This window comes from Pseudomonas sp. Sample_11 (assembly GCF_004307505.1).
Taxonomy (GTDB): domain Bacteria; phylum Pseudomonadota; class Gammaproteobacteria; order Pseudomonadales; family Pseudomonadaceae; genus Aquipseudomonas; species Aquipseudomonas atacamensis.
In genome coordinates this window covers 25,398-33,336 of the sequence record NZ_RCOD01000007.1, presented here as the reverse complement: position 1 = coordinate 33,336, position 7,939 = coordinate 25,398, and the positions used below count along the sequence as shown (strand labels likewise).

The following is a 7,939-nucleotide window of genomic DNA, read 5'->3' as shown; positions in this document are numbered from 1 at the left end:
TGTTATCAACCGAATCAGTGATCGTGGTAACGGCTGGCGTGGTGTTTGGCACCAGGTTTTCGAAGTTGCCGCCGGTAGCCCCGGTGATCGTCGTGCTGACGGTGCTGCCATTGTTGTAAACGTCATTGGCCGCAGTCGGCACGTTCACGGTGCCGACGGTTTCGCCCGCAGCAATGGTGATGGTCGAGCCGTTCGACAGAGTGACGGTCACCGGGGTTTGCGCCGGGTTGGTCAGGGTGGCGGTGTAAGTGATTTGACCGCCTTCAACGATGTTGTTGGTCGCGGTCAACGTCAGACCGGTGTTATCAACCGAATCAGTGATGGTGGTAACGGCTGGCGTCGGATTCGGCACCAGATTTTCGAAATTGCCACCGGTAGCGCCGGTGATCGTGGTCGTAACGGTGCTGCCATTGTTGTAAACGTCATTGGCTGGGGTCGGCACGTTGACGGTGCCGGTAGTCTGGCCAGCGCCAATGGTAATGGTTGAGCCGTTCGACAGCGTGACGGTTACCGGAGTTTGCGCCGGGTTGGTCAAAGTCGCCGTATAGGTAATCTGACCGCCTTCGGTCACGCTCGAACCAGCCGTCAGCGTGACGGTAGTGGTATCGACGGTGTCGGTGACCTGCGTGGTCGCCGGGACAGTCGGCGGGGTCACGGTGATGCCGTTGCCGCCGCTGGTGCCGGTGACGGTCACGTCGATCTGGGTCGGGTCGTTGTAGACCGTGTCGTTCGGTGCCAGCGGCACGTTGACGGTGCCGGTGGTGGCGCCGGCCGGGATGACGATCACTGCGCCATTGGACAGGGTGATGGTCAGGTCGGTCAGCGGCGCCTGGGTCAGGGTCGCGGTGTACACCAGCACGCCGCCGGCTTCGGTGATGGTCGGCGTGGCGCTGAGGCTCAGGGTCGAGTCACGCAGCGCGTTGGTGGTGGTGTCGGTGGTCAGGCCGCCGGTGGTGTCCTGCGCGACTTGGCCGGCAGAATTGATGCCCGCCGTCGGAAAGCCAATGGTCGGATCGACGCGGCCAGCGGTGGCGTCGAGCATGACAAAGCTGTGACCACCACCGGCGGCGCCACCGGTACCTGCGGCGGTCGGGCCGGCCGCGGTGGATTCGAGTGCGGTGGTCGGGTCGACACCAGCGGCGATGGCTTGCTGCAGTTCTTCTACAGAAGGCGCAGCCTGCGCGGTGGCTTCGGCCAGGTCAGTGCTGGAGTCAGGCGAGCTGGCGCTCCACTGGGTGTCACGGCCCAGATCGAGCATGCGGCCATCGGCCAGTTCCAGCGACACCGCGCCGGACAGGCCGGTATCGATCTGGTCGCCGACATACAGGCGATCGCCTTCAACGAGTACGCGACGCACGCCCTCTGGGGACACCACGAAAACCTGACCGACAATGCTTTTGACGACGGCAACAACACTGCTCATTGAAGACTCTCCGGGGTGTCACATTCAGTTGACTTCCATGGACCTGACGGGCGTCGGCGCCACTTCAGTCTGGACGTACTTTCTATAGATGGATAACTTATTGACGCTGTATTTCCGTCAATAATCTGGCTATAAATTATCGCGATTAACTTTATGCCAAACTATTGACCTTCTGGGAGCCATCCTAAACAATCGCCCCACTAATGTCACATTGATATTTCCGCGGCGACCTGTCCTTCAGCCTGTCATCCAGTTCCTGTTTTGAACTTTCCGACATACGGTCTTTCGGGTTGCCATCATCCGACGCAGCACCACGTTCTGCTGTGATTCAAGACAAGAAGTTCCGGGAAAATTCCAACCATGCGTTCGCTTTTGCTCCTTGCCGCTCCCTTCGCTCTCGCCGCCTCATTCGTACAAGCACAATCCTTACCAGAAGCCATGCAACAGGCGCTGGATGTCCATCCGGAGATTCAGGCGGGGGTCAACAGTCGATTGGCGGCGGATTATCAGTTAAAGGCTGCGAAAGGGGGATACCTGCCCAAGGTCGATCTGCTCGGCGGTTATGGCCGTGAAGGCACCGACAGTGTGACCACTCGAGCGAACGGTGGAAGCAATCACTGGGAGACGTTGAACCGCAGCGAGTCAAGTTTACGTCTCTCGCAAATGGTTTTTGACGGTTTCGCGACGTCCAATGAAGTTGCGCGTCAACAAGCCAACGTCAGCTCCCGTGCTTACTCGTTGCTGGGCACTTCCGAACGCACTGCGCTGACCGTCGCCCAGGTTTATCTGGACGTGCTGACCCGTCGCGAATTCGTGCGTCTGGCCGAGGAAAACCTCAAGAGCCACCAGCGCATCTACGATCAGATCCAGCTGCGCACCCAGCGCGGCGTCGGCAGCGGTGCCGACCTTGATCAGGCCGAAGCGCGTATGGCCCAGGCCCGCAACAATCTGATCACCGAGCAGACCAACCTCGCCGATGCGGAAACCAACTTCCTCAGCGCCGTCGGCCAGATGCCCGACCAGCTCGAGCGCCCGGCGCCGTTCATGGCGATGATGCCCGCCAACCTCAATGAAGCCCGCGCGCAGATGTTGGAAAACAGCCCGATCCTGCGTTCCGCCGAGTCGGATATTGCCGCTGCCGAGAAGCAGTTCGCCACCGCCAAATCGACCTTTTACCCGCGCTTCGACGCCGAACTGGGCCGTACCGCCGATAACGATATCGACGGCCAGAACGGCCACAACAACGAATGGCAGGCCATGCTGCGCATGCGCTTCAACCTGTATTCCGGTGGCAGCAACAAGGCCGATCTGGAATCCAAGTCGTACCTGGCCAACCAGGCGCTGGACATCCGTAACAACGCCCTGCGTCAGTTGAACGAAGAGCTCGGCCTGGCCTGGAACGCCCTGAACAACGCCAACGCTCAGGTGCCGATCGCTCAGCAATACGTCGATCGCAGCACTTCGGTGCGTACCGCCTACCAGCGTCAATTCAGCCTCGGCGAACGCACCCTGCTGGATTTGCTCGACAGCGAAAACGAGCTGTTCACCGCCTCGCGGCGTCTGGCGGAAATCAAGAACATTCAGTTATTTACTCAGTATCGAATCAAGGCGACCATGGGCCAATTGCTCAAAAGCCAGGGAGTGGTCGCGCCGTTGGCATCCGTTGTGCAGAACGACGTGAAGCCCAAGGTCCAGCTGCCTGGGATGAACTGAGTTATCCCTTTCAACTGTTAAAGAGTGTCGAGCGTGGAATCAGAAGTCAGTCGAGTTCAACTCAGCCATGATCCACGCGCGTTGCATGACGATCCGTTGCTGGATGGTCTGCTCGCCCTGTGCATGCTGCACCAGAAGCCTGCCAGCGCGGCGATGCTGACCACTGGCCTGCCGCTGCCCAAACAACGTTTGAGTGTCGAGTTGCTGCCGCGCGCAGCGGCTCGCGCCGGGCTGCAGGGGCGGGTGTTGCAGCGCAAGCTCGAAGAAATTCCGGCGATCGCCATGCCCGCGCTGTTGCTGCTCAAGGATGGCCGCAGCGCCGTCCTGCTCGGCTGGCAGGGCGACAACGAAGCACGAGTGCTGCTCAGCGAAAGCGACGGCGGCGAATCGGTGGTCAGCCGTGAACTGCTGAGCGACGATTACACCGGCAAAGTGTTCTTCGCCCAGCCGCAGCACAAATTCGACGTCAACCACGGCACGCTGATCCCGCGTGCACGCTCGTGGTTTCGCGACACCCTCAAGCGTTCGCGCTGGCTGTACGCCGATGCGATCGCCGCCAGTTTCCTGATCAACATCATCGCCATGGCCGCGCCGCTGTTCGTGATGAACGTCTACGACCGCGTGGTACCGAACCAGGCCGAAGCAACCCTTTGGGTGCTGGCGCTGGGCATCACCGGCGCTTACATCTTCGACTTGATCCTCAAGAGCCTGCGCAGCCTGTGCCTGGATCTGGCCGGGAAGAAAACCGACCTGATCATCTCCGCCACGCTGTTCGAGCGCATTGTCGGCATGGCGATGAAATACCGTCCGGCGCGGGTCGGCAGCTTTGCGCAGAACATCCATGAGTTTCAGAGCCTGCGCGACTTTCTCGCCTCGCTGACCCTGACCAGCCTGATCGACCTGCCGTTTACCATTCTGATTTTCATCGTCATCGCCATTCTCGGCGGGCATCTGGTGTGGATCCCGGTCCTGGCGTTCCCGATTGCCCTGTTGATCGGCTACGCCTTGCAGAAGCCGTTGATCGCGACCATGGAGCGCACCATGGCGCTGGGCGCTGAGCGCCAGTCGAGCCTGATCGAAACCCTCGCCGGGCTGGACGCGGTCAAGGTCAACAACGCCGAAAGCGAGCGCCAGTATCAGTGGGAGCAGACCATCGGCACCCTGAGCCGTCTCGAGCTGCGAGTGAAAATGCTCTCCGGTCTGGCGATGAACATCACCTTGCTGATCCAGCAATTGGCCGGGGTGATCATGATCGTCTTCGGCGTGTACCAGATCATCGCCGGCAACCTGAGCATGGGCGGGCTCATCGCCTGCTACATGCTCAGCGGTCGTGCGCTGAGCCCGCTGGCGTCGCTGTCCGGCCTGCTCACGCGCTATCAACAGGCGCGGGTGACCATGACCTCGGTCGACCAGATGATGGAACTGCCGCAGGAGCGCAATTTCGAAGAGCGCCCGCTGAGCCGCAAGGTTCTGCAGGGTGCGATCGAATGCCGTCAGCTCAGCTTCACCTACCCGGACCAGCAGAACCCGGCGCTGAAGAACATCAACCTGGTGATCCGTCCCGGCGAGAAGATCGGCATCATCGGCCGCAGCGGTTCGGGCAAGAGTTCGCTGGCGAAACTGCTGGTGGGCCTGTACCAACCGGACGACGGTGCGTTGCTGGTCGATGGCGTGGACATCCGCCAGATCGACGTCAGCGAACTGCGCTACAACATCGGCTACGTACCGCAGGACATTCAGCTGCTGTCCGGCACCCTGCGTGACAACCTGGTGTCCGGCGCGCGTTACGTCGAAGACGAGCTGGTGCTGCAAGCCGCCGAACTGGCCGGCGTCCATGAATTCGCCCGTCTGCACCCGCAAGGCTACGAGCTGCAAGTCGGCGAGCGTGGGCAGAACCTCTCCGGCGGCCAACGACAGAACGTCGCCCTGGCCCGGGCGCTGTTGCTCAACCCACCGATTCTGTTGATGGATGAGCCAACCAGTGCGATGGACAACACCGGCGAAGAACGCCTCAAGCAACGCCTCGCAGCAGTGATTGAAAACAAGACCGTGGTGCTGGTCACGCACCGGGCATCGCTGTTGTCGCTGGTCGATCGCCTGCTGGTGATCGACCGCGGGCAGATTCTCGCCGACGGCCCGAAAGCCGCCGTGATGGAAGCGTTGAAGAAGGGGCAGATCAGTGTTGCTTAAGTCCGGTGTCAAGGAGTCGATCCGTCGCTACTTCAAGGGCTCTGCCTCGCTGCAGGGCCAGCCGCTGCCAGAGGTCAACAAGGCGCTGATCGAAGACGCCCCGCGCGTCGTGCGCCTGACCATCTGGGCGATCATCGGCTTCTTCGTGTTCCTCATGCTCTGGGCCAACTTCGCCGTAATCGACGAAGTGACCAAGGGCGACGGCAAGGCGATTCCGTCTTCCAAGATCCAGAAAATCCAGAACCTGGAGGGCGGTATCGTCTCCGAGCTGTTCGTCAAGGAAGGGCAGATCGTCGAGGCCGGCGCGCCGCTGATTCGTCTCGATGACACGCGCTTTGCCTCCAACGTCGGCGAAACCGAGGCTGATCGCCTGTCGATGCTGCTGCGGGTCGAGCGCCTGAGCGCGGAAGTCGATGATCGTCCGCTGAATTTCCCCGAGGACGTGCTCAAAGCCGTGCCGGGCCAGGCAAAAAGCGAAGAGTCGCTGTACATCAGCCGCCGTCAGCAGTTGCACGATGAAATCGGCGGCTTGCAGGAGCAATTGATCCAGCGCCAGCAAGAGCTGCGTGAGTTCAGCTCCAAGCAGGCGCAGTACCGTCAGCAACTCGGCTTGCAGCGTCAGGAAATCAACATGTCCGAGCCGCTGGTGGCGCAGGGCGCGGTCTCGCCGGTGGAAGTGTTGCGCCTCAAGCGTGCCGAAGTGGAAACCCGTGGCCAGCTCGATGCGACCACGCTGGCCATTCCGCGCGCGGAATCGGCGATCAAGGAAGTGCAGCGCAAGATCGACGAAACCCGCGGCAAATTCCGCAGCGAAGCGCTGACCCAGCTCAACGAAGCGCGCACCGATCTGAACAAGGCCCAGGCCACCGGCAAGGCGCTGGAAGACCGCGTCAGCCGTACGCTGGTTACCTCACCTGTGCGGGGTATCGTCAACAAGTTGCTGGTCAACACCATCGGCGGCGTGATCCAGCCGGGCAGCGACATGGTCGAAATCGTGCCGCTGGATGACACCCTGCTGGTCGAAGCCAAGATCCGCCCGCAGGACATCGCGTTCCTGCATCCGGGTCAGGAAGCAATCGTCAAATTCACCGCCTATGACTACACCATTTACGGCGGGCTCAAGGCGCAGCTAGAGCAGATCGGTGCGGATACCATCACCGACGAAGACAAGAAAACCACTTACTACGTGATCAAAGTGCGCACCGAGCGCAGCCACTTGGGCACGGATGAAAAGCCACTGCTGATCATCCCGGGGATGGTTGCTTCGGTGGATATCATCACCGGCAAGAAGTCGGTGTTGAGCTATTTGCTCAAGCCGATCATTCGCGCGCGGGCTGAGGCGTTGCACGAGCGTTGATCCCCAGTGGCCTTGCTGGCCTCATCGCTGGCAAGCCAGCTCCCACAGGTTTTGTATTGAGCGCATTTTCGGAGTCAGCTGAGAACCCCTGTGGGAGCGGGCTTGCCCGCGATGGCGTCCTTTAGGGCGGCATATACCTGTCGGTAAGTGACAAAAATCGTCACTCCACCCCCTCACCATTCGCCATATCGTTATTCGTTAACGGTATTTAATTTCCAATTCTTATAGCTATAAAGTCATCTCCCTGCGTACCTGCCGACCAATCGGCGCGCCGCACGACCTGCACCGACACGCAATCCAGCGTGAGTGTCTGATCGACGAGCGCGTCCGTGAGCGCGCTGTGCGTGGGAGATGATTGATGTCCGCCGCTACTGCCACCGAAAGCGCCGCAACTGCCGCGCCACAAGTTTTCGAAATTCGCCCCTTCAGCGGTGCCGTCGGCGCCGAGATCGTTGGCCTCGACCTGCGCCGGCCGGTCAATGATCAGGACTTCGCGCGGATTCACCGCGCGCACCTGGATTACCACGTCGTGGTCTTTCGCGATCAGCAGATCACCCCGCAACAGCAAATCGATTTCAGCCGCCGTTTCGGCGTGTTGCAGATCCACGTGCTCAAACAATTCCTCTTGGCCAATCACCCGGAAATCCTCATCGTTTCCAACATCATCGAGAACGGCCAGAACATCGGTCTCGGTGACGCCGGCAAATTCTGGCATTCCGATCTCTCCTATAAAGAGCTGCCGAGTCTCGGCTCGATGCTGCACGCCCAAGAGCTGCCCGCCGAGGGTGGCGACACGCTGTTCGCCGACATGCACAAAGCCTGGGACGACTTGCCCGCTGCGTTGCGCACTGCGGTCGAAGGACGTTCCGCTGCGCATTCCTATACCGCGCGCTACAGCGAAACCAAGTTCGAGGGTAACTGGCGCCCGACCCTGACCCCGGAACAACTGGCTCAGGTCGCCGAAGTGGTGCACCCGGTGGTGCGCACTCATCCGGAAAACGGCCGCAAGGCCTTGTTCGTCAGCGAAGGCTTCACCACGCGCATCGTCGGTCTGCCGGAAGACGAAAGTCGTCAGTTGCTCGGCGAACTCTTCGCCCACAGCGTGCTGCCGCAAAACATCTACCGCCATCAGTGGGAACCGCATGACCTGGTGTTCTGGGACAACCGCTCGCTGATCCACCTCGCCGCCGGCTGCCCCGCGCATCTGCGCCGCAAGCTGTATCGCACGACTATCCAGGGCGACGCGCCTTTCTGAT

5 protein-coding genes are annotated in these 7,939 nt (G+C 60.8%); 4 read left to right on the top strand and 1 reads right to left on the bottom strand.

Annotation, left to right across the window (positions count from 1 at the left end; translation table 11 throughout):
- Positions 1-1,423: retention module-containing protein (locus D8U60_RS01475; RefSeq protein ID WP_130899333.1), on the bottom strand; the 1,423-nt coding region annotated here is incomplete at its 3' end.
- Positions 1,424-1,783: 360 nt separating this feature from the next.
- On the opposite strand from D8U60_RS01475, the gene D8U60_RS01470 reads away from it, so the two are divergent.
- From D8U60_RS01470 to D8U60_RS01455, 4 genes are all read left to right on the top strand, one after another.
- Complete coding sequence (locus tag D8U60_RS01470) at positions 1,784-3,136, top strand: TolC family outer membrane protein (RefSeq protein WP_016772278.1); 1,353 nt, start codon at positions 1,784-1,786, stop codon at positions 3,134-3,136.
- A 33-nt stretch (positions 3,137-3,169) separates the two neighbouring features.
- Positions 3,170-5,326, top strand: coding sequence for a type I secretion system permease/ATPase (locus D8U60_RS01465; RefSeq protein ID WP_051600365.1), 2,157 nt, complete (start codon positions 3,170-3,172; stop codon positions 5,324-5,326).
- Positions 5,316-6,683: an HlyD family type I secretion periplasmic adaptor subunit gene (locus D8U60_RS01460; RefSeq protein ID WP_024011116.1), complete on the top strand. Its 1,368-nt coding sequence runs from the start codon at positions 5,316-5,318 to the stop codon at positions 6,681-6,683. The genes D8U60_RS01465 and D8U60_RS01460 overlap by 11 nt, the downstream gene beginning before the upstream one ends.
- Positions 6,684-7,041: 358 nt before the next feature.
- Entirely contained in the window at positions 7,042-7,938 is an 897-nt protein-coding gene (locus tag D8U60_RS01455; protein WP_130899326.1) for a TauD/TfdA family dioxygenase, read from the top strand.
- Position 7,939 lies beyond the last annotated feature (1 nt).